Source organism: Arthrobacter sp. NA-172 (genome assembly GCF_043952055.1).
In the GTDB taxonomy this organism is placed as follows: domain Bacteria; phylum Actinomycetota; class Actinomycetes; order Actinomycetales; family Micrococcaceae; genus Arthrobacter.
This window is the reverse complement of the sequence record NZ_JBINOT010000001.1, coordinates 79,380-99,130: the sequence shown is the minus strand read 5'-3', so window position 1 is coordinate 99,130 and position 19,751 is coordinate 79,380. Positions and strand designations below refer to the sequence as shown.

The following is a 19,751-nucleotide window of genomic DNA, read 5'->3' as shown; positions in this document are numbered from 1 at the left end:
CAACAGGCATGCCGTAGGGGGTCAGGTGCCGCGTGGTCGCGTGTGCTCCCTCCCCCGGGGCGGGAGCGCATCGAGTCAGCACCGGCCGGGTGATCCGCCGCTCCCGGTTCCCTCCCCTAGGGTGTACTGGCGGTACTTGTTCGGAGCGCGACCTGACCGCTCACGTGCGAAGCTGCGTCGACGCCCGTCCTTCCGGCGGCAAGCCGACCAATTTCTTCTAGTGGAAGCCGCACGGTCGAGAGGGCCGGGCGGAAGTCACGGAGTGTTTCGATGTCATCGAAGCCAGCAATGGAGGCGTCCTGAGGGATCCGCAGGCCCTCCGAGCGCAAGGCTGCCGCGGCACCGATGGCCATCACGTCGTTGACGGCGAAGATGCAAAGCCGCGGAATTTCCGATTCGGCAGTAGATGCGGCCTTGATCCGAGCGGCAAGCTTCAGGCCGGAGGCGTGACCGCCGCCGCGGTCGAAGCTGGTGTGCACCACTTCCGCCGGCGGGAGCCCGGCCGTCGCCAGGCCGCGCTGGAAACCGCGGACACGGTCATCCGAGGTAAGAATGCCGTCCGGACCCGCGATGATCACGAAGTCCCCGGTGTGGATAGCGCCGAGTTCACGGGCGAGTTCCGCGGCGAGGTCTTCGTTCGGAACAACCACCACGTGGTAACCCTCCGGGGCTGAGGCTCCGATGACGGGGTGGCCGACGACGCCCACTCTCCCACCGTTGCGGCAGTACCGGTCAAGCTCTCCGGCAAGCAGGGCGTTGCCTTCCCGGTCCTGCAAGCGCGTCGAACGAGAGCCGGCAATCACGATCGATTCTGCGCGGCGGGCTGCGAAGGCGGCGACGGCGGTGAGCTCGTCCGCGGGCGTGCCCTCGGTCGTGGCCAACAACACCATCTTGTGCTCCTCCCGCGCAGCAGCCTGCACACCCCGGGCTATCGCCGAAAAATAAGGGTCGGCAATGTCGTGGACGATCAGTCCGATTAGACCCGAACTCGATTTGGCCAGGCCTTGTGCCTGGGCGTTCGGACTGTAGCCAAGCGACTCGGCCGCTTTCCGGACGCGCTCCGCGATGTCGGGGGCGGGCGTCCTGGCCGATCCGTTGAGGACGCGTGAAGCAGTAGCTGGAGAAACTCCGGCCGAACGCGCAACCTCAGCCAAGGTAGGTGCGGCCACTTGTTCCTCCTGAGCTACGGGTGTTCTCTACGACGGTGTCCCCCATTATGACAGCACATGGAAGCTTCGGGAAAGCGCTTGCCATCCGTCAATGAGAAGGGCATCATGGAACTTCGGGAATGCGCTTTCCCGCCAGATCAAGACAGAGAGCGGCCGACCAATGGGTTTCGAAACAAAGACGATTCGCATCGCGATGAACGGCATCACCGGCCGGATGGGCTACCGCCAGCACCTGCTGCGCTCCATCCTTCCTATCCGCGACGCGGGTGGCTTCACACTGGAGGACGGCACCCGCGTCCAGGTTGAGCCGATCTTAGTGGGCCGCAACGAAGCCAAGATCCGCGAGCTCGCCGAAAAGCACAAGGTTTCCGAGTGGTCCACCGACCTCGACGCAGTCATCAACGACCCCACGGTCGACGTCGTCTTTGACGCATCGATGACCAGCCTGCGTGCCGCAACGCTGAAGAAAGCCATGTCGGCCGGAAAACACATCTTTACTGAGAAGCCCACCGCGGAAACCCTCGAGGAAGCCATAGAGCTGGCCCGTATCGGTAAGGAAGTCGGCGTAACCGCAGGTGTGGTCCACGACAAGCTGTACCTGCCGGGCCTGGTCAAGCTGCGCCGCCTCGTGGACGAAGGCTTTTTCGGCCGGATCCTCTCGATCCGCGGCGAATTCGGCTACTGGGTCTTCGAAGGCGACGTCCAGTCAGCGCAACGCCCGTTCACTGGAACTACCGCAAGGAAGACGGCGGCGGAATGACCACGGACATGTTCTGTCACTGGAACTACGTCCTGGAAGGCATTATCGGCAAGGTCAAGAGCGTCAACGCCAAGACGGCCACCCACATCCCGACCCGCTGGGACGAGCAGGGCAAGGAATACAAGGCCACGGCCGACGACGCTTCCTACGGCATCTTCGAGCTCGAGACCCCGGGCGGGGACGACGTCGTCGGGCAGATCAATTCCTCCTGGGCCGTCCGCGTCTACCGAGACGAACTCGTGGAGTTCCAGATCGACGGCACGCACGGCTCCGCCGTGGCAGGCTTGAACAAGTGCGTCGCGCAGCAGCGCGCCCACACGCCCAAACCCGTCTGGAACCCGGACCTGCCCGTCACGGAGTCCTTCCGCAGCCAGTGGCAGGAAGTTCCCGCGAACGCCGATCTGGACAACGGCTTTAAACTGCAGTGGGAAGAATTCCTGCGCGACGTGGTCGCCGGCCGCGAACACCGCTTCGGCCTGCTTTCCGCCGCGCGCGGCGTTCAGCTCGCCGAACTCGGGCTGCAGTCCTCGGACGAGCGCCGCACCATCGACATTCCGGAGATCGTGCTCTGATGACCACACTTCTCCTTCCAAATCACGACGGCGGTACCCGCCTCTACAGCTTGCGGCCAGCCACGTCGTGGGCCAGGCCGACGGCGCCGCTGACGTCCCGGCGCGCCTACGCTGCGGCGCACGTGATCCCCGATACAACAGCGGACAACACCCCGGGCGCCCCGGCGTGCTTGGACTGGGACGCCACCATGGCATACCGGCACGAGCTGTGGTCCTACGGCCTGGGCGTTGCCGATGCCATGGACACGGCCCAGCGCGGCATGGGCCTGGACTGGGCCGCGACGCAGGAGCTCATCAAGCGAACAGGCGTCGAAGCCGCTTCCGTCGTGGCGTCCGGCAACGTCGCCACCGCCGGCAAGACCGTCCGGGACCTCGTCTCCTGCGGCGCCGGAACCGACCAACTGGACCTGGCCACCCTTCCCGACGGTGCCGCCGGCGTCAAAGCCGTGCTCGACGCCTACCGCGAGCAGATCGCCGTCGTGAGCGAAGCCAGACCGAAGGTCATCATTATGGCGTCCCGGGGGCTGGCCAAGGTGGCAGCAAGCCCGGAGGACTACCTGCACGTCTACTCCACGCTCCTCAGGGAAGTGGACCAGCCCGTCATCCTGCATTGGCTCGGGACCATGTTCGATCCCGCGCTGGCCGGCTACTGGGGCTCGGACGACGTCGCCGAAGCAACAGAAACCTTCCTTGGTCTGATCCGGGATCACGCGGACAAAGTGGACGGAGTGAAGGTCTCGCTGCTCGACGCTTCGCATGAAGTTGCCCTGCGCGCTGCCCTGCCGGAGGGTGTCCGCCTCTACACCGGCGACGATTTCAACTACCCCGAACTGATCGACGGCGACGGCGCCCACCACTCGGACGCCCTTCTGGGCATTTTCGCCGCGATCTACCCTGCCGCTTCGGCGGCCCTGCAGGGGTACGACGCGGGCGACGCTGCGGACGCGCGCGCCATCCTGGATTCCACCCGCGAACTGGGCAAGCACATTTTCAGCGCCCCGACGTTCTACTACAAGACCGGGATCGCCTTCATGTCCTGGCTCAACGGCAAGCAGCCTGGATTCCAGATGGTCGGGGGGCTGCATTCTGGCCGCTCGGTGGTCCACCTGGCACGCACCTTCGAACTCGCTGACAAAGCCGGGCTCCTGCGGGATCCCGCGCTGGCCGCCTTCCGGATGTCCGATTACCTTCGCGTCAACGGAGTGGGCGCATGAGCGACTTTTCTGCGCCCGACTTTTCACGGCTGTCCGTAAACAGCGCCACTACCAAGAAATGGACGCTCGCCGAGGTCGTGGATGGCTGCGTCCGTGCCGGCATCCCGTCGATCGGGCCGTGGCGGGACATCGTCGCCGACACCGGCCTGGACAAGGCCTCGAAGCTGATCAAGGATGCGGGACTGCGCGTCTCGTCCCTCTGTCGCGGAGGATTCCTCACGGCGGCCGACACGGAAGGGCAGGCTGCCGCTTTGGCGGACAACCGGGCGGCCATCCTGGAAGCCGTGGCGTTGGACACGCGGGAGCTGTTCCTCGTGGTGGGTGGGCTCGCGCCCGGGGAAAAAGACGTCGTCGCAGCACGCCAGCGCGTGGCCGATCGCCTCGAGGACCTGGTGCCGTTCGCCGTCGAGCACGGGGTCCGTTTGGTCCTTGAACCGCTCCACCCCATGTACGCCGCAGACCGGGCGCTTATTTCCACGCTCGGCCAGGCACTCGACCTCGCTGCGCCCTACGATACAAGGGCCGTCGGTGTCGCCGTCGACACCTTCCACGTCTGGTGGGATCCGGAACTCAAACAACAGATCCAGCGGGCCGGCCGGGAAGGCCGGATCGCTTCCTACCAGGTGTGCGACTTCAACCTGCCTATCGCCGCCGACGCCCTGCTCTCCCGGGGCATGATGGGCGACGGCGTCATCGACTTCGCGACCATCGGCACCTGGGTCCGCGACGCGGGTTACAAGGGCGACATCGAAGTGGAAATCTTCAACCAGGAAATCTGGGACGCCGACGGCGACGACGTCCTGGCGAGCATCAAGCACCGCTACGCCACCCTGGTGCTCCCCTTCGCGTAAGGTGCCATAGGCAAGGCCAGTCCCAAGCTACCGCTAAGACCCTGATGGTCTGGGGGCGCCTGTTGTACAAAAGTGCGCTTCGAACCCTGCATCCGAAATGACTCCCCTCCCGGAGCAATGCCAAAAGTCGGAATCGTACCCAGCAGGCAAGGTCGCGAGACCCCACGACTGAGATGACGGGACATGCGCCGGGGCCACAGGCCACCGCTGCGAACCCGAAGACCCAAAACTGCTCCATGTCGACGTCAAGAAAATCTGGAAAATCCCGCAGGCGGAGGCTTGGGCGCCCACGGCGGCAGAGGCCGCGGCATCCGCTTTAACTAAACCCCCGGGGATGATCACGCCGCCGGGCGGCGTGGACACCCAAACCTATCCTCTGAACACCCCAGGCACCCAGTCGAGGACGGGGTTCTCGGCAAGAGCGACAACCCACTCCGCGTACTCTCGGTCTGCGGTCGGTTTGAGGATAGTCACCCGGAGAGAGTGCCGCCCCTTGGCCAGGGAAACATCCTTGCCCTGGCCCGCGGGCGGCCGATGTTGCGTCGGGAAGAGAGCCGACGGCTGGCTGCCGAAAAGGTAGTCGCCGTCTAGCCAGACGCGACAGTGCTCGGAGCAGTTGAACATGAGCCGGCCGTTGACGTCGTGGGCAAGGTCCAGCGTGTACTCCAGGACGAGGATGCGGTCCTCGAAGTCCGACCTCTTCCATTTCACCCAGGGTGCCCGGAACCGTGCGACGGGTGGCGTTCGCGGGCATTTCGGGCAGCGGCGTTCCCTCCGGGCTGAGCCCGGACGCGTCCCGGACGCCCCAGGGCTGGCCGTAAGGGGAAGCCCAGCCCACTGTTACCGGTATCGCGAACTCGTCCGGATCGAACGGCACCTCCTCGACGTCGGGCCACGTGTCAGTGAGCTTGGAGCGCAACTCGATCACCTCATCTGTGAACTGCAGAATCGTAGCGGGCGCCTTCACGCCCACGACCTCCTTGTTCAGCACCAAGTCGTCGCCAATCGGAGCCAGCCAGCGCGCCGGGATGCAGCCCGGCTCCATGATGGCGAGCAGAGCGCCGAGGGACGCGGTGCTACTGTCGGTGTCGCCGCCACATCCGTTAGTAATAAGGATGGCCTTCTCGAAGTCGCCACCTGAGGCGAGGAAGCCCAAAACTACGTAGCCAGTGTTCGGCCTCGTATCAGTGAAGTCGCCGTTGGCGTATTTGGCATTTATCAGTCCGAGTACGTCGTGCCAGGATTCGTTCTCAGCCACCCACGCCCGCGTGTCCTGCACAACCTGACGGATCTTGCTCGTCACTGGGAGGAGTTCGGAGGCACGGTCAAGGAGCACGTCCACGTCGGACTCCACGAACGCCAGCGACTGGAGCGCTGCCATAAAGACGGCTGCCCAGATCCCGTCACCTGAGTGGTCGAAACAGGCATCCTCGTAAGCGTAGGCGGCGGCGCGGCGCGGCTCCCCCGGAGCGAGGCACGCCCACAGTTCCGTACGGATGACCGCACCCTCGCCGGCCGCGAACCAGTTGTCGAACGAGCCGGTGTGCGGCGGCAAAATGCCCTCGGCGAGGTTCCTCTTGCCCACCCCGTACTCGTTCCAAGGGAAGCGGAGATGCTCGCGCCACGCCTCCGCTATCACGAAGCGATCCACCCGGGGCTCATCTTGTACGGCGATGACGGCTGCGTAGACCACTTGCACGTCGAGGTCGTCATTGGGGACCATCCCATTGGGCACAGGAAAGTAGAAGTCGGCCTCGATTGGGCCGTCTAGCCCCTCGAACGACTGGCCCAAAGTTCCTCCGACGGCCTTCCCCCGCCAGCATCCGAGCACCCGTTCGGCGTAGTTCTCGATTCTCATCGGAGGTCGGAGTCGCGCGGACGAGGGAAACGCCTTCCGGGTAAACCCAGCGCGCCGCTCCAGTCCGCTGGCGAGATCGTTCGCAGCGGAAGTCGCTGGGTTGTACATAGTTCTCCTTCGTTCGGGTGTTTCTGAAGTGTCGCTGGTACTGGTGCTACGGTGCGACGAGCCGCCGCAGGTTTGCGATGTCGCTGAGGATGTCCGCGCGAAGCGGAGGCTCCCTCTCCGGCTTGCGGGGGTGATAGACGCGCTCGGCTGTGAACCAGCCGTCGTATCCGTCGTTGAGCAAAGCGGACACGATCTTCTCGTACGGCAGGTCGCCGGAGCCGAGTACGACCTGCTCCAACGACGGCTTTTCGGGATCGCCGACGCTAACGCAAACGTCTTTGGCCTGCACGTCCGCTATTGGAAGGAACTGCGCGATCGGCCAGCCCTCCTCCCAGGGGCGCTCACCCGACCACCAGCCGTTGCATACATCCCAGCAGAGAACCAAGGCCGGAGAGCTCACGGCGTCGAAAAGGCGCTTGGCTTCGGCGACTTGGCCAACGTAGCTGGCACCTTCCAGTTCAACCATGAGTCTGACCCCCGCCTGCTCCGCGCGTGCGGCATACCGGGACATCCGCTCGATCACTTGCTCGGGCAGTCCTTGGCTCACCGGCCTCTCCCACCACTCCGAAAGGGAGTCCTTGCCGGGCTGCCATAGCGCGAACGCGCGAATCAGGGGGGTATCGAGTATGTCAGCGTAACGGATCATCCGATCGAGCAATTCTTGCGCAGGCCGGTCGTCATCGTTAAGGAACAAGTCTCGCCCGAACGGTGAAGACAGGGCGGCGATGGGCAGGCCCCGCTCGCCGGCGATCCGCTTCACGGAGGCAACCGCGTCCGGGGTGAGGTCACGGACGTTCAGCCCGTCCACATGCCGGACAGCCAGTCCGTCGAGTCCCAAATTCGAGGCGAGGTTCGCAGCATCCAGAAAGTCGCTGCTCAGGTCGTCGCTGATGGCCGCGATGCGTGCCAAACTTTTCTCCAATCATCAGCCCAGCCGCATGGATAGCGAGCTGAATCGTTACATCTCAGGTTTACCATAGGATGCTGGCTATCGTCCTGTAAAGCACCAATTTTGTTATAGTATCGTTTTAGCGCCGTAGCGCAACGTCAGAGAGGGTGGCATTCATGCAAGGTATCGACGATGATCGAGTGCGGGCCGACGGGTTTAACATCAATGGAGCGTTCCAAGCAGCACCCGCGTTCACACGGTACGACATGGGCGTGTCGGCATTCTGGAGCCAAGCGACGGAAGCCGAACAGCGCGACCAACGCGAGTGGCAAGTAACGATCGCGGAACGCGGAGACATAAGATTTGGGGCGGAAGCTTTCGTCTCGCCGCTCGCGGTCGTTTACCCCGAACGACTCTTCCTCGGGGATCGCAGTTACGTCAGCGCTCATTCTTACCTATGGGGAGACGTCGAAGTAGGTGAAGACTGCACTCTCAACCCATTCACCGAGGTCCGAGGAAAGATCCGGATCGGTAACGGGGTGCGGGTCGGCGCGCACACATCGATCCTCGGCTTCAACCACCTGATGGCCACGGATCGACCCATCTTCGAACAGGGTCTCGAATTCGACGGCATCACGATCGGCGACGACGTCTGGATCGGATCCCACGTCACCATCGTCGACGGTGTCAACGTCGGCGAGCACAGTGTGATCGGCGCTGGCGCTGTGGTGACGAAGGATGTGACACCCTGGAGCATCGTCGCGGGCAATCCGGCGCGCAGACTTCGGGACCGGCGCGGCGGAACCCAGAACGACCGCCAGAGGGCGCTTGCACGGCTGACGGAGACGGCGCGCGAAGAAACGCCGGGAATCATCAGCGCCGCTTGGCAGCGCGGAGAGGCGAAGTCATTCATAGACCGTGACGGCGACGTGCCGACGGTGCGTGCCTGGTGCGATGCCGTAGAGCTCGCGAGCGGTTTCCGCGACCTCGCTATGCTGCCGGTCGACCGGAACCAGATCGTGAACGAGCTGCGCGGGCGACAAGATGCCGAAACCGGTCTTATTCCGGCGTGGGGCGAAAGCGATGCTTCCCCTTCTTTCGACGGGCACGATGCGGTGAACTACAACATACTGTGCGCCGGATATGCGCTTCAGCTGCTCGGGTCGTCGTTCGAGCATTCGCTCGCAACGGTCGAGCAGCTGACATCGGCCGATGTTCGGCGAGCCTTAGACGCTCAGCCATGGGCGGCCGAGGGGTGGCGCGCGGGAGCTTGGGTCGATTCACTCGGCACAGCCATGCTCTGGAACCGCTCGGTCTTCTCGGGGGCCGCTGAGCTGGAGACACTTTTCGGATGGCTAGTGACCCGGTGCGATCCGGCGACCGGCCTGTGGGGACGACGGACCTCTAGCTCGGGCTGGCTCGAGCCCGTCAACGGCTTCTACCGGCTTACCCGGGGAACGTTCGCTCAGTTCGGGGTCCCGCTTCCTTATCCTGAGCGCGTTGTCGACACCCTGCTGGACCACGCGGCTGACCGCGACTATTTCGCAAGCGACCGCGGAACCGCCTGCAATGTGCTCGATGTCATCCATCCACTGTGGCTGGCAGCGAAGCAAACACGGCACCGGCGCTCGGAGGGCGAGGATTGGGCCAGAAGTCAGCTCGACCGCATCCTTCGCTCATGGCGCCCCGGGCGCGGCTTCAGTTTCGCCCTTGAGCCGGGAAACGGCTGGCAAAGGATGCCGGGTCTGCTTGGAACCGAAATGTGGCTCTCGATCACTTGGTTGCTCGCCGACTACCTCGGCATAGGCGACCTGCTCGACTACGAGCCGCGCGGCATTCACCGGCCGGCACCTGCCGTTGCTCAGATCGGTTACGCCGGATGACTGAGATCCTCATCCTGATGCCCTCATCTCACCAGGCACTAGCCATCACGCCGGAAGCCCTCGGGCGCCTGAAAAGCAGCGGACGCGTGTCGGTAGCGCCGACTGCCACCGATCACCTTCGCGCCGACGTGCGCGAACTGCTGGCCACGGCGGAGATCGTACTGACAGGAACGGGAACGGCCGAACTCACCAACGAAGTTCTCGACGTCGCTCCCCGCCTACGCGCCATCGTGCACGCCGCTGGCACAGTACGGCCCATCGTCGGCGAGGACGTCTACGATCGCGGCATCCAGATCTCCTCCCAGTCCCCGACCAACGCCCTGCCGGTTGCCGAGTACACGCTCGCGATGATTCTCCTCGAGCTCAAAGGGGTGCGCGCCATCGAGAACATCTATCGTGCGGCGCGGGCGGAAGTAGACGTGGATGGCCTGCTCCGGGACAAAGGCGCCTATCAGCGTCGCGTCGGGATAATAAGCGCATCGTCGATCGGCCGACGGATGATCGAGCTGCTGCGGCCGTTCGACCTCGAGGTCGTGGTCTACGACCCGTACCTGACAACGGAAGAGGCGCAGACGCTTGGCGTGACCTCGGTCGACCTGGATACGCTGCTGGAATCCTCGGACCTGGTGAGCATCCATGCACCACTTCTGCCGCAAACGCGGGGTATGATCGGCGCTCGAGAGCTCTCGTTGCTCCGTGATGGCGCGGTGGTGATCAACACTTCACGTGGGGCCATCGTCGACCAGGATGCGTTCGCGCGGGAGCTGCAGACCGGTCGCATTCGGGCGGTCATCGACGTGACCGATCCCGAGGTCCCGACCGCTTCCTCACCACTCTGGACCCTCGATAACGTCGTGCTGACGCCGCATGTCGCGGGCTCGCGCGGCCTCGAGTTGCACCGTATCGGCGACCGGGCGGTGGACGAGGTCCAGCGGTTCGCAAGAGGCGATGAACTCGAATTCGCTGTGACCCGGACGCGGTACGCTACGAATGCCTAGGATAGGGGAAATAATGGCATCATCGGATCTGACCCGGGATCCCGCGAAGGGCCGCCTCGGGACCGTGGGTATCAAGGATGTGGCCAAGCACGCTGGCGTGTCCGTTACTACAGTCTCGAATGTACTGAACTCCACCAACCGGATCTCCCGTAGCACTAGGGATCGTGTCCGTGCGTCGATCGAGGAGCTCGGCTACGTGCGCAATGCAGCCGCTCATCAGCTGCGAGCAGGCAACACCACAACCATCGGACTGATCGTGCCAGACGGCAGTAACCCGTTCTACTCGGCGATCGCCCGTGGGGCCGAGGATGTGGCCTTCGACCGTGGCGCAAGCGTCCTGATCGGCAACAGCAACCTGAGCGTCGAACGCGAGCAGCGCTACATAAACCTCTTCCTGGAGCAGCGTCTGTTCGGTATTCTGATCGCCCCGGTCTCCGGTTCGACGCAGCGCATCGACGAGCTCATCGAGCGCGGACTTACTCCAGTTGTCGTGGGACGTGTTGCCCGACCGGAACGTTGCAGCTCCGTCTCGATCGACAACACAGAAGGAGGGCACATGGCGACTAGGCACTTGCTCGATACCGGCCGCAGGCGCTTGCTCTTTGTCGGCCCGGTAGCAGCCCCCGGTGTCAGAGAGCGCCTTGCCGGCGCATTGATTGCAGTCGGAGAAGCGCCGAATGCAACGCTCGAAGTCTTTGACACACCCGACACGACTGTGGCCGCCGGCCGGCGGGCGGGGGTCGAAGTTGCGGCCCGTCGACCCGACGAGCGCCCCGACGGCATATTCTGCGCCAATGACCTTCTGGCTAACGGGATGCTTCACGCATTCGTTGAGAACCGGACCGTCAGGGTGCCCCAGGACATCGGCTTGATCGGCTACGACGACATCGACTTCGCCGCCTCAGCCATAGTCCCCTTGTCATCCATCCACCAGCCCGCTGCGCTTATTGGCCGAACGGCCGTCGAGCTCCTCAACGAGGAGCTCGAGGATCCTCAGCGCGCCCACCGCCACGTGATCTTCGCCCCAGAGCTCGTCGTGCGGGCGAGCACGGGCGTCTGACGTCAGCGGGGGCGCGCAGCGTTCCCTCCCACAACGGGCATCTACTTAAGACCGGTGGTCGCAATTCCCTTGACAAGGTAGCGCTGGCCGAACAGGAACACCAGAAAGACCGGCACGAGCGAGACGATCGACATCGCGAACATAGGCCCGAACGACGAGGTGCCGCTGGTGTCGATGAAGGAGCGAAGTGCGATCGGAACCGTCTGCACATCGGGGCTGGTGAGGTAGATAAGTGCGCTGAAGAAGTCGTTCCAGCTTCCGATGAAGGTGAAGATTGCTGTCGCAGCAAGAGCAGGGGCCATGAGCGGCAGAATCACCTGCAGGAGGATCCGGACGTGACCAGCACCATCGATCCGGGCCGCTTCGTCAAGCTCGCGAGGTATAGCCCGGATGAACTGGACCATCAAGAAAATATAGAACGAGTCGGTGGCGAGGAACTTCGGCAGCAGGAGCGGCACGAACGTGTTCACCAAATGCAGCTGCGAGAAGAAGATGTACTGGGGCACGATGATCACATGGATCGGGATCATGATCGTCACCAAAACGGCCGCGAACATCCACTTCTTGCCGCGGAATTCCAAGCGAGCGAAGGCGTACGCAGTGAGCGTGCACGAAAACAGGTTGCCGAGGATGCCACCGAGCACCAGGATCCCGGAATTCACGATGTATGAGCTGAACGGGCGTCCCAAGGCGTTCCAGCCCTGCGTGTAGTTCGAGAAGTCAAGTCCGGTGAGAAGCAGCCCAGGGTCGCGGAAGATCTCGTCAGCCGGCCTAAGCGAGCTGACCAGCAGCCACAGCAACGGATAGATCATGATGACGCCCGCAGCGATCATGAGTGTGTGGCGGATAATCGAGCCGAGTGGCGTTCGGGCTCGTGAACGCGGCGCAGTAGCAGTGCTGACCTTTGTGGCGGTCACAGTATCAGTCGTCATAAAACACCCACCATTTCGATGCAATGAAGTTGAGGGCGGTGAACGCCCCAATGATTAAGGCGAGCACCCAGGCCATGGCCGATGCGTAGCCCATGTGAAGCTGCGCGAAGCCCTTCATGTAGAGGTACATCGTGTAAAACATTGTCGAATCGGCCGGCCCGCCCGTTCCACCGGAGACAATGAACGCCTGCGTGAACGACTGAAAGCTTCCAATGAGCTGGAGCACGAGGTTGAAGAAGATGATCGGACTGAGCAGGGGAAGCGTGATCTTGATGAATCGCTGGAAGGCATTCGCGCCATCCACCTGCGCGGCCTCGTAGTACATAGCCGGGATCTGGCGAAGGCCGGCCAGGAAGATGATCATCGGCGCGCCAAACGTCCACACATGCAGGATCACGATGGTCCCGAGCGCCGTGTCCGGGCTCGATACCCAGCCGGGTCCAGTTAAATTGAACAGAGCGAGGAACTGGTTTACCAGACCGGACGTGCCGAAGATCTGCCGCCAAAGAATCGCGATGGCCACGGAAGAACCAAGCAACGACGGCAGATAGAAGACAGAGCGGTAAAACGCAAGGCCGCGCATTCCTCGATCGAGTAGCATCGCGATTAGAAGAGCGAAGGTGAGCTGCAGCGGCACCGAGAACATCACGTACGTGAACGTCACCCGCAGCGAATTGGTGAGACGTGCGTCCCCCAGCATGTGCTGAAAGTTCTCGAGACCTATCCAGGTCGGCGGTTTGATCAAGCTGTAGTCGGTGAAAGACAGATAAAGCGAACTCACCATCGGAATAACAGAGAGCCCAAAAAATCCCAGTAACCACGGGACCAGGAACAAATAGGCGACCTTGTTCTCCCGCTTCACGGTTGTGTTGGACTTTCGTCCCCGCGCTCTCCGGAGTTCCGCAATAACACTCATAGCCACCCTCACTGTGTATCTGATCGAACTGATCAGCCCGATCCTCCGAGGAGCAAACACCATCCAGCGGAGCATGTCAATAAAACGATTCAGCATCCTACGGGGCTTCCGCGAATATCAAGCGAGTAAGGCCCTTCCGTCCTTACGGCGCGAAGCTAGCTCGAAGCGTAAAGAAGAACCGTTGACAGAAGGTTAACAGAGCTGTTACGTTTCAGCAAGGTTCAAAGACGATCAAAGGAGATTCGAGTTGACTAAGAGAATGCTTCGCGCCACGCCCCTCGCGGCCATCGCAGCGGCGACGGCGCTGCTCATCGCAGGCTGTTCATCGGGAGCGGCCGCACCTCAGGCGTCTTCCTCCGGCCCCCAAAATCCTGTAACGCTCAAGATGGTTTGGTGGGGCAACGACCTACGTGCGCAGGCGACCACGAACGCGTTAAAGGCGTTCAAGGCGAAGTACCCCTACATCACGGTCGAGACCAGCACTCTCCCCTTTACTGGCTACTTCGACAAGCTTTCCACGCAGATCGCTGCAAACGATGCGCCTGACGTTCAGCAGCTGCAGGGCGTGAACATGGTGCAATACGCCACACAGGGGGCGCTCCTTGACATCAAGGACGTGTCGACGAAGGATCTAGACCCCGGCACGACGAAGAGCGGCAAGGTCGGCGACAGCCAAGTCGGCGTGCCGACCGGCCTGTCAACACTCGCCGTCGTGGCGGACCCGACTCTCTTCGAAGCCGCGGGCGTGAAGATGCCTGACGACAAGACTTGGACCTGGGCGGACTATGACAAGATCGCCGCACAGATCACGGCAGCCTCGAAGAACGGCGTCAAGGGTGCCAGATCCTCCGGCTGGGACATCACCGAGATGGCCACCTGGGCGGCCCAGCAAGGGCACCAGCTCTTCACGAAAGACGGGAAGCTGGGGGCCACCGAAAGTGACTTCGCAGGCCTATTCACGCTGGCGAAGAACATGATGGACGACAAGGGGTCGCCGAGCGCCTCGGAGAGCAGTGAGCAACTGACCCTCGCCCCCGAGCAGTCGGGGATCGCCACCGCACGCTACGCTATGCAACTCGACGGCACGAGTAACTTTCCGGCCGAAGCAAAGGCGTCCAAGAATCCGCTGAAGCTCCTCCGTCTCCCGTCCAAGAGCGGGCAGCCCGGCGACGCGAAGATGATGTACGTTGCTTCGCAGTATTGGGGCGCCTCGGCCCGCACGCAGCACCCTGTCGAGGCACAGCTGCTCATCGACTACCTCACGAACTCCACCGAGGCGGGCAAGATCCTCGGCGTTACGCGTGGAGTGCCTGCCAACAGCCAGGTGCGTGATGCGGTCACTCCCTCCCTTGATCCGAATGACAAGGCGGTGGCCGATTTCATGGGGTCCGTCAGCCACGAAGTCGTCGACTCACAACTGGCGCCGGCCGGTGCAGCGACCTTCACCGCGTCCTTCCAGCGCTACACCAGCGAGGTGCTTTTCGGCCGGATGAGTGCCACCCAGGCAGCGAAGGCGCTCATGGACGAGGTGAACTCCGCTCTGTAGGCATACGGCTTACGCGGAGGGGCGTCTACCGGCGATCCGGGAGACGGCCCTCCGCGTACGTGACAGAAGGATGGGATATGTCGAAAACGGCGGATACATTTGACCTGAGAAGCGGAACGTTCAATGCCACCGAGGACTGGCTCAGCAAGGTCGGGGCGTCCCTGGCGCAGCTAGGGATCGGCGCTCGAGACTTCCGCCTTGCAAACGTCGGTGACTCCATCGCTACGGGCATGCTCGGTATCACCACCGCGTCAGACCACTACACGGCCCGTGCGGCTGGACTCGTCGCGAGGGCGCACGGGCGGCGATGGCGCCGAGGGCCGGTCTGCGAGGGAACGAACAATGACGGCGGCTGGATCACGCTGGCCGGTCGAGATTGGCGTCGCGACCTGAATGAAGGAGCATTCTTCGGTGCGGGCTCTTACGAGCTCCTCCCGGAGGGGAATGCCGTACTCTCGTACGCTCCCGACGGCGCAGCGACGTCGTTCACGGTATCGTTCGCAGGACATATCGAGTACAGCGTCGATAGTGGGGCGACCTGGATCCGCCCCGAAGTCACGGGACCCGACTACTCGCGACTCGAAATTCCAAACCGGGCACATCGGGCGGCCAGCGAACTGCAGATCCGTGCCCCGAAACAAAGCGGCTCAGCTCGCATTTACTCCCTGGACCACTCTGACGAGAGCGATCCGTGCTTCACCTGGTTCACGAGCGGCGTCGGCGGCGCTCGGATGATCGACCTCTTTGAGGGGCTGTCGGCGAACGAAGATCTCGGGTTTCGCGCCTATGGGTCTGCGGACCTTGACCTGCTGACTATCGGTATCGGCGTGAACGACACAATCCACGCGGATGAGGTGACAACCGCGGACAGCGCATCGGCATTACGTGCCATCATCCGGGGGTTCGCCCGGTACGGGGTCGAGAACATAGCGCTGGTCGGAGCCTGCCCCGTGCGCCCGGACTACCAGCCCGGTCCCTGGTCCATCAGCGAAGCGTACGAATGGATCTACCGGCCGATCTCACTCGAACTAGGCGTTCCGCTGCTCGAGTGGAGCAGACGATGGGGCGACTGGGCCGAAGCCAACCGTCAGGGTTACTATAGCGACCACGTCCACCCCGGCCGCGATGGTCACTGGGATGCCGGCGCGATGGTTGCCGGCTTGCTGCTCAGGGCGAGTCGACACGGCCCCCAGGCCGAAGTCACGGGATGTTGACGGCAGCAATCAGTTGCTCAATGCAGGTCATGGGGCCACGTCGTCGAAGCTGAAGATGCGGCACACGCCTCGCCAGTGTGCCGCTGCCAGATCGATCAGCCCAGCGCCGCCACGGATTCCAGTGCGTCCCATGCGAAGCTGGCCAGCCAGTGGGTGGACATGAAGTCACCGCTCTCCAGCCCACCAAGCCCGGCCTTGAGCATCGGATCGAGTGCCTGACCGAGCACAGCAGTAGCAGCGGAGGCCTCGGCACTGCCGGATCCGCGAAGCGTCTCGATGATGCGGGCGACCTGTCCAGCGCGGGTCAGATTCAGCCCGTGCAGGTGCACCAGGTACCCGTCGGTCTCGTCCGTCACACTGACGGGCTGCAGGATCCGCGACTCCGCTGAGAGTCCCGGCAGGAACCCGGCGAACCAGGTAGAGAATTCGTCGGCTGGCAGGACGCGGCGCATCAGGTCCGCCTCGCTCAGTCCTGCGGAGAGGAAGTCCTGGCCACTGAGCTCCCAGTCGCCCGGCCAGCCGCGGTCGTTGCCAAACCAGCCACACGCTGCTTCTTCGCATGCCTTCGCTGCATCAACCCGGCCCAGTGACCGGAAGGCATCCAGCATGTACCCCACCCCGAAGGCGGCATTGGTGTGCAGGCCGTGCCGGACGGGATACTGCGCCTTGGCCATCCACGCCACGCTGAGCTCCGCCACGGCATCGACCAGGGGCTCCAGCGATGTGCCCCATTTCCGGATCTGCGGATCATCCGAGGCGGAGCACGTGGCCGCCAGCCGCATGAGCCACGCCCACCCGTACGGCCGCTCCCAGGACGGGTTGCCCACCAGGTAGTCGCGCTCCACCGCCAGCTTGGCCGTGGTCAGGTTGGCGCCCAGCGCTTCTCGCAGCGACGCAGCGATGGGGCTCTCCACCCAAGCCTGCGTGCCGCCGTCGGACGCTCCTGCCAAAGGCGAGCCGGGAGCACCTCCGAGCAGGCTCACCCCCAGCCAGTGCATGTGGACGCAGGAGTGCCAGTCGAAGGAGGTGTAGAACGCGGGGTGGATCTGCTCCGGAGTGGGCCGGTCGTTAGCGGAAACCTGGGTGTGGTGCGCCGAGTGCGGGAAGGGCTCAGAAAGGTTCCCCAGCACCACGGCTGCGTATCCTGGTGCCACCTGTGCGCGAAAATCGTTGTCCATGGTGCTCCTTTGCGGGGGTTTAGTGGAAGGCCAGGAAGTACATCAGCGCGATGTTGACCGCCAGCAGCGGAATGGCGGTGCCCACCTGCGCCGTAATGACGCCGTACTTGTTCTTCATTTCCAGCAGCGCGGACGGTACCAGGTTGAAGTTGGCGGCCATGGGAGTGCAGAGCGTCCCGCAGAAGCCGGCGAGCATGCCGATGGCGAAGACGATGGCCGGGTCGCCGTGGAAGCTCTGCACCAGGAACGGGCCAGCCGATCGCGGCCGTCATGATGGGGAACGCGGCGAAACCGTTGCCCATCAGCACGGTGAACAGGAACATGCCCACGCAGTACACGATCACGCCGGCGATCAGCGAGCCCTTGGGAAGCAACCCGGAGGCGAGCGTGCCCACCGCGGTGCCTACGCCGGCTTTGGTGAAGAGGATGCCCAGCGTCGTGAGCATCTGCGGCAGCAGCGCGGCCCAGCCGATGGATTCAAGGATGCGGCGGCTTTCGAAAATAGGCGTCGCCGGGTTCTTGGGCTTGAGGATCAAAAGGGCGACGACGACGGCCGCCACGGCACCGATGGCCAGGGCCACCAGCGTGGTGTTCTTGGGATCCAGCAGCGGAGTGCCGCCGATCACCAGCACGGGCGCGGCGAGCACCAAGATGACGGTAACCAGCGGCAGCGTCAGGGCGGGAATGAAGAGCTTGTTGCCGAATCGTTTGGCGTAGGCCTCCCGCTCCGGTCCGGTGGAGGTGCGGTGCTTTCCGTGGCCCAGCAGGCCAGTGGACCCCAGCACCACCAGGATCAGGACGGCGATGCCGAGGATCCAGCCCGGCGCGGTGCCGGCCTGGACCCAGGCGCTGTAGAAGAAGCACAGACCCAGCAGGCCCCAAAAGGCCGAGCTGCCCCAGCGGCGGGGGTGGTTGGTGTCGGCGGCAATCAAGGATGCCCACGCGACGAAGAGAATGCCGATCAGCCAGTAAACCGCTTCAACGTTGATCATTTGGCTTCTCCTGCGGTTTCTTTCTGGGCGGTGAGCTCATATTCGCGGTATTCCTTGTCCAATTGCTTGTCCAGGCGCAGCAGCCTGAAGCCGTGGATGAGGAAGGCGGCGATGGCGGTGGGGATGGCCCAGAGCGCCAATTGGAGCGGTTCCAGGTGCAGGTGGTAGGTGGTGTCCACGAACGTGGTGATCAGCAGGATGGAACCGACGGCCACGAAGACGTCCTCACCGAAGAAGACCCCGACGTTGTCAGCGCCTGCGGAGTGGCCCTTGATCTTCTCGCTGATCTTTTCCGGCACGTGGCCGTAGCGGCGTAGCGCTGCGCCCTCTGCCATGGGGAACACCAGCGGGCGGACGGTCTGGGCGTGGCCGCCGATGCTGTTCAGGCCCACGGCTGCGGTAATCTGGCGGACGGCCAGGTAGCCGATCAGGACGCGGCCTGCGGTCAGCTTGGCGAGGCGGCCGATGAGGATCTTGGCCTGCTCCTGCAGCCCGAAGAACTCGATGATGCCCACCACCGGCAGCACCGCAACGAAGATGGTGACCGAGCGGCTGTTGGCGAATCCGGTGCCGAACGAGTCAAGGATCTGCGCGGGGTTCATGCCGCCCAGCAGTGCCGTGACAATGCCGGCGACGGTGACGACAATCAGAGGGTTCAGGCGGATGGCAAAGCCAACGATCACCAGGAGCACCCCGATGAGTACAAGCATGGTTATCCCTTCCCAGTGGACCCGTGACGGGTCTGCGAAGTGGGGGCCGGCGCGTCCGTGCCCCGGTTGAAGGGTTGGGCGGCGCCGAGGGGCGGGAGCCCCGGTCACGTTTGCCCTGCAGGTTTTAGTGAGCTGCAGACCAACGGTGTGATCCACAGCATAGCTTTTTGTTCAACAATCCTGCAACCCCTTCTTTGGAAGGGATTAGCTCAGCGGCCGACGGCGGCGAGCAGCTGCGCCTCGGCGCGGTCCAGGGACGCGGCCAGGAAGCCCGCTGCGGCAGCCAGGGCTCCCCGCTTCCAGGAGCTCCACTATCTTTGCGTTGTCCTCCACATACGGCTCATGGAAGGCAGGGTTGGCAGCCATGGAGTGGAACACCAGGCGCATTTCGGCCAGGTCCTGGCCCATGAGGCTGTTGAGCCGCTCGCTGCCCGCGCGGTCAACAATGGCACGGTGGAAGTCCTGGTTGGCGCTGGCCATGCCGGGAATGTCCCCCTCGGCGGCGGCGGCCCTGGCTGCCTTGATGATTCCCGCCAACCGCTCCATCGAGGTGTCCCCGGCCCACAGCACCGCCGCGGGCTCCAGGAAGCGGCGAACGCGGTAGATCTCCCGGATGTCGTCCGCCGTCGGATGGGCGACGAACACTCCGCGGTTGGGGATGCGTGTGACGATGTGCTCCGCGTGAAGCGCGGTGAACGCCTCCCGCAGGGTATTGCGGGACACGCCAAGGGCCTCGCAAAGGGCTTCCTCCGCGAGCTTGGAACCGGGCTTCAGCTTCCCGGCCTCGATGCGGCTGCGGAGCTGGGCCGCCACCCAGAGGCCCGTTTCGGCATGCTTTGTGGTCTTGGCCTGGGCTTGGAGATCGGCAAGCACCTCGTCAAACGTCATGGCACCACGATAT

At 63.6% G+C, this 19,751-nt stretch carries 15 protein-coding genes and 3 pseudogenes; 8 read left to right on the top strand and 10 right to left on the bottom strand.

Annotated elements, in window-relative coordinates; all coding sequences use genetic code 11:
* Positions 1-116: 116 nt before the first annotated feature.
* Positions 117-1,169, bottom strand: a complete 1,053-nt coding sequence (locus ACF0H6_RS00475; protein ID WP_395248016.1) for a LacI family DNA-binding transcriptional regulator — start codon at positions 1,167-1,169, stop codon at positions 117-119.
* A gap of 160 nt (positions 1,170-1,329) precedes the next feature.
* Between ACF0H6_RS00475 and ACF0H6_RS00470 the strand changes: the two are divergent.
* The 3 genes and pseudogenes from ACF0H6_RS00470 to ACF0H6_RS00460 all read left to right on the top strand — a co-directional run bounded on the left by ACF0H6_RS00470 (position 1,330) and on the right by ACF0H6_RS00460 (position 4,566).
* Positions 1,330-2,501: pseudogene (locus tag ACF0H6_RS00470) on the top strand (Gfo/Idh/MocA family protein).
* Positions 2,501-3,715, top strand: a complete 1,215-nt coding sequence (locus ACF0H6_RS00465) for a dihydrodipicolinate synthase family protein (RefSeq protein WP_395248015.1) — start codon at positions 2,501-2,503, stop codon at positions 3,713-3,715. Before ACF0H6_RS00470 ends, ACF0H6_RS00465 begins: the two are co-directional and overlap by 1 nt.
* Complete coding sequence (locus ACF0H6_RS00460) at positions 3,712-4,566, top strand: sugar phosphate isomerase/epimerase family protein (RefSeq protein WP_395248014.1); 855 nt, start codon at positions 3,712-3,714, stop codon at positions 4,564-4,566. The genes ACF0H6_RS00465 and ACF0H6_RS00460 overlap by 4 nt, the downstream gene beginning before the upstream one ends.
* Before the next feature lie 316 nt (positions 4,567-4,882).
* Here ACF0H6_RS00460 and ACF0H6_RS00455 read toward each other — a convergent pair whose 3' ends face one another.
* Both ACF0H6_RS00455 and ACF0H6_RS00450 read right to left on the bottom strand, forming a co-directional pair.
* Positions 4,883-6,532, bottom strand: a complete 1,650-nt coding sequence (locus ACF0H6_RS00455; protein ID WP_395248013.1) for an ADP-ribosylglycohydrolase family protein — start codon at positions 6,530-6,532, stop codon at positions 4,883-4,885.
* 46 nt (positions 6,533-6,578) lie between these two features.
* On the bottom strand, positions 6,579-7,442 hold the full coding sequence (locus ACF0H6_RS00450; RefSeq protein ID WP_395248012.1) for a sugar phosphate isomerase/epimerase family protein: 864 nt from the start codon (positions 7,440-7,442) through the stop codon (positions 6,579-6,581).
* A 155-nt stretch (positions 7,443-7,597) separates the two neighbouring features.
* On the opposite strand from ACF0H6_RS00450, the gene ACF0H6_RS00445 reads away from it, so the two are divergent.
* From ACF0H6_RS00445 to ACF0H6_RS00435, 3 genes are read left to right on the top strand one after another with little or no spacing between them, the layout of a single operon-like run.
* Positions 7,598-9,304: an acyltransferase gene (locus ACF0H6_RS00445; RefSeq protein ID WP_395248011.1), complete on the top strand. Its 1,707-nt coding sequence runs from the start codon at positions 7,598-7,600 to the stop codon at positions 9,302-9,304.
* Complete coding sequence (locus ACF0H6_RS00440; RefSeq protein ID WP_395248010.1) at positions 9,301-10,302, top strand: hydroxyacid dehydrogenase; 1,002 nt, start codon at positions 9,301-9,303, stop codon at positions 10,300-10,302. Before ACF0H6_RS00445 ends, ACF0H6_RS00440 begins: the two co-directional genes overlap by 4 nt.
* A gap of 13 nt (positions 10,303-10,315) precedes the next feature.
* Complete coding sequence (locus ACF0H6_RS00435; RefSeq protein ID WP_395248009.1) at positions 10,316-11,362, top strand: LacI family DNA-binding transcriptional regulator; 1,047 nt, start codon at positions 10,316-10,318, stop codon at positions 11,360-11,362.
* Positions 11,363-11,403: 41 nt separating this feature from the next.
* Here the strand turns inward: ACF0H6_RS00435 and ACF0H6_RS00430 are convergent, their stop codons facing one another.
* On the bottom strand, positions 11,404-12,294 hold the full coding sequence (locus ACF0H6_RS00430; RefSeq protein WP_395248008.1) for a carbohydrate ABC transporter permease: 891 nt from the start codon (positions 12,292-12,294) through the stop codon (positions 11,404-11,406).
* The gene (locus tag ACF0H6_RS00425) at positions 12,284-13,210 is read right to left on the bottom strand and encodes a carbohydrate ABC transporter permease (protein WP_395248007.1); all 927 of its coding nucleotides are present in this window, start codon (positions 13,208-13,210) and stop codon (positions 12,284-12,286) included. Before ACF0H6_RS00425 ends, ACF0H6_RS00430 begins: the two co-directional genes overlap by 11 nt.
* 247 nt (positions 13,211-13,457) lie before the next feature.
* Between ACF0H6_RS00425 and ACF0H6_RS00420 the strand changes: the two genes are divergently transcribed.
* On the top strand, positions 13,458-14,756 hold the full coding sequence (locus tag ACF0H6_RS00420; protein ID WP_395248006.1) for an ABC transporter substrate-binding protein: 1,299 nt from the start codon (positions 13,458-13,460) through the stop codon (positions 14,754-14,756).
* A 77-nt stretch (positions 14,757-14,833) separates the two neighbouring features.
* On the top strand, positions 14,834-15,970 hold the full coding sequence (locus ACF0H6_RS00415; RefSeq protein WP_395248005.1) for an SGNH/GDSL hydrolase family protein: 1,137 nt from the start codon (positions 14,834-14,836) through the stop codon (positions 15,968-15,970).
* Positions 15,971-16,065: 95 nt separating this feature from the next.
* On the opposite strand, the gene ACF0H6_RS00410 is transcribed toward ACF0H6_RS00415, so the two are convergent.
* From ACF0H6_RS00410 to ACF0H6_RS00390, 5 genes and pseudogenes are all read right to left on the bottom strand, one after another.
* Complete coding sequence (locus ACF0H6_RS00410; protein WP_395248004.1) at positions 16,066-17,148, bottom strand: DUF2891 family protein; 1,083 nt, start codon at positions 17,146-17,148, stop codon at positions 16,066-16,068.
* 19 nt (positions 17,149-17,167) lie between these two features.
* Positions 17,168-17,344 (bottom strand): 5-oxoproline transporter, DUF979 family subunit, encoded by a 177-nt coding sequence (locus tag ACF0H6_RS00405; RefSeq protein WP_395249840.1) that lies wholly within the window; start codon positions 17,342-17,344, stop codon positions 17,168-17,170.
* Positions 17,345-17,459: 115 nt separating this feature from the next.
* Positions 17,460-18,140: pseudogene (locus tag ACF0H6_RS00400) on the bottom strand (5-oxoproline transporter, DUF979 family subunit); the annotation flags it as partial.
* The gene (locus tag ACF0H6_RS00395) at positions 18,137-18,850 is read right to left on the bottom strand and encodes a DUF969 domain-containing protein (protein WP_234757602.1); all 714 of its coding nucleotides are present in this window, start codon (positions 18,848-18,850) and stop codon (positions 18,137-18,139) included. The gene ACF0H6_RS00395 and the pseudogene ACF0H6_RS00400, both read right to left, overlap by 4 nt.
* A 209-nt stretch (positions 18,851-19,059) precedes the next feature.
* Positions 19,060-19,738, bottom strand: a pseudogene (locus ACF0H6_RS00390) (GntR family transcriptional regulator).
* Between the last annotated feature and the right edge of the window lie 13 nt (positions 19,739-19,751).